This window comes from Microbacterium sp. FG3 (assembly GCF_057809335.1).
In genome coordinates, this window is sequence record NZ_JBMDJT010000067.1 from 1 (window position 1) to 2,195 (window position 2,195).

Below are 2,195 nucleotides of genomic sequence, written 5' to 3' on the forward strand. Positions count from 1 at the left end.
CCCCCCCCCCCCCCCCCCCCCCCCCCCCCCCCCCCCCCCCCCCCCCCCCCCCGCGACAGTCCCGGATCGAGGAACCACACCATGACCAAGCGCATCGTCGTGACCGGAATCGGCGCCACGTCGGCCATCGGCGGCACGGCTCCCGAGAACTGGCAGAACCTGCTCGCCGGCGCCTCCGGCGCCCGCCCGCTGGAGCACGACTGGGTCGAGGAGTACCAGCTCCCCGTCACCTTCGCCGCTGAGGCCATCGTGCGGCCCGAGGAGGTGCTCGCGCGCCCCGTCGCGAAGCGACTCGACCCCGCGTCGCAGTTCGCAATGGTGGCGGCCATGGAGGCCTGGGAGGACGCGGGCGCGCCCGAGGTCGCGCCCGAGCGCCTCGGCGTCGACTTCGCCACCGGCATCGGCGGCGTCTGGACGCTGCTGGACGCCTGGGACACCCTGCGCGAGAAGGGCCCGCGCCGCGTCATGCCGATGACGGTGCCCATGCTCATGCCGAACGCGGCGGCCGGCAATCTGTCGCTGCACTTCAACGCCCGCGCCTTCGCCCGCACGGTGGCGTCGGCATGCGCCTCGAGCGTCGAGTCGATCGCGAGCGCTTACGAGCACATGCAGCTCGGCCTGGCCGACATCGTCATCGCGGGCGGCACCGAGTCGGCCATCCACCCGATCACCGTCGCCTCGTTCGCGTCGATGCAGGCGCTCTCGCGCCGCAACGACTCGCCGGAGACCGCGTCGCGCCCCTTCACCTCGGACCGCGACGGCTTCGTCATGGGCGAGGGCGCCGCCGTGCTCATCCTCGAGACCGAGGAGCACGCCCTGGCCCGCGGCGCGAAGATCTACGCGCGCCTGGCCGGCGCCGGCACCACCGCCGACTCGTACCACATCACGGCCAACGACCCCTCGGGTCAGGGCGCCGCGCGCGCCGTCAAGCTCGCGCTCGAACAGGCCGGCGCGACCCCGGACGACGTCACGCACATCAATGCGCACGCCACGTCCACGCCGGTGGGCGATGTCGCCGAGTACGCCGCCCTGAAGTCGGTGTTCGGCGACCGCGTGAACGAGATCCCGATCTCGGCCACGAAGGCCTCCACGGGCCACCTGCTGGGCGGCACGGGCGCGATCGAGTCGGTGTTCTCGGTGCTGGCGGTCAAGGAGCGCATCGCTCCCCCGACCATCAACCTCGTGAACCAGGACCCGGAGATCCCCGTGCGCGCCTCGTCGCAGCCGCAGCCGCTGAGCGAGGGCCCGCAGCTGGCGATCAGCAACTCGTTCGGCTTCGGCGGCCACAACGCCGTCGCCGCCTTCGCGTCTTATGACTGAATCTGCGCGCGCTTCGCGCTGCGGGGGGGCCGCACTCGCGGCCCCACCCTCGCGCTCCGCGCTCGCACTGTGATCGGTTCGAGTTGACCGGTTGCTGAACGTCAGCGGCGAAGCCGCGGAGATGAAGCGACCACAGCAAGCGAACGTACTGCGGCCGCCCGGGATCCTTCACCGGGCGGCCGCAAGTCTGTGTGCGCGGGGCGTCAGCCGACCTTGTGCAGCCACACCACCGGCGCCTCGTCGCTGGCGTGGCGGAACGGCTCGAGCTCCTCGTCCCACGCCGCGCCGAGCGCGATCGACAGCTCGCGCTGCAGCTCGAACGCGTCGCCCGCGGCGACCTCCATCGCGTAGCGGATGCGGTCCTCGGGGATGACGACGTTCCCGGCCGTGTCCATCTGCGCGTAGTGGATGCCGAGGTCGGGCGTGTGCATCCAGCGGCCGCCGTCGCTTCGCGGCGTCGGGTCCTCCGAGACCTCGAACCGCAGGTGCTCCCAGCCGCGGATGGCGGTCGCGAGGGCGGCGCCGGTGCCCGCCGGCCCCTCCCAGTAGAACTCGGCGCGGCGGGCGCCGGGCATCATCGGCTGGTCCGCCCAGTCGAAGGCGACGGCGCGGCCGAGGGACCGCCCGACCGCCCATTCCAGGTGCGGACACAGCGCTTTCGGCGCCGAGTGGATGTAGACCACCCCGCGCGCCTGTGGTGTCGCCATGATCTCTCCGTTCGTCAGGTACGTCTTCCCCTACGACCTGACCGGCGATCCGGCTGACAGAACTGTTCGGTTGCGCCTCGATTATCGCCCACGCCCGCGGTAATCACAAGCGTGCGACTTGACTCGCGTAAAAGGTCCGGGAGCGGCAGCGTGTGCCTCACGTAAGAA

Annotated in this window: 2 protein-coding genes; one reads left to right on the top strand and one right to left on the bottom strand. The window is 72.0% G+C overall.

The annotated features are described in order from the left end of the window. Positions 1–81: 81 nt before the first annotated feature. Positions 82–1,320, top strand: coding sequence for a beta-ketoacyl-[acyl-carrier-protein] synthase family protein (locus ACODR5_RS13450; RefSeq protein ID WP_449854206.1), 1,239 nt, complete (start codon positions 82–84; stop codon positions 1,318–1,320). 203 nt (positions 1,321–1,523) lie between these two features. Here ACODR5_RS13450 and ACODR5_RS13455 read toward each other — a convergent pair whose 3' ends face one another. Next, entirely contained in the window at positions 1,524–2,027 is a 504-nt protein-coding gene (locus tag ACODR5_RS13455) for a DUF3145 domain-containing protein (protein WP_449854207.1), read from the bottom strand. Positions 2,028–2,195: the final 168 nt, after the last annotated feature.

What these genes read in the sequence shown, in the direction of transcription:
- ACODR5_RS13450 (WP_449854206.1), top strand. Translation starts at nt 82, where the DNA reads ATGACCAAGCGCATCGTCGTGACCGGAATCGGCGCCACGTCGGCCATC.
- ACODR5_RS13455 (WP_449854207.1), bottom strand. Translation starts at nt 2,027, where the DNA reads ATGGCGACACCACAGGCGCGCGGGGTGGTCTACATCCACTCGGCGCCG.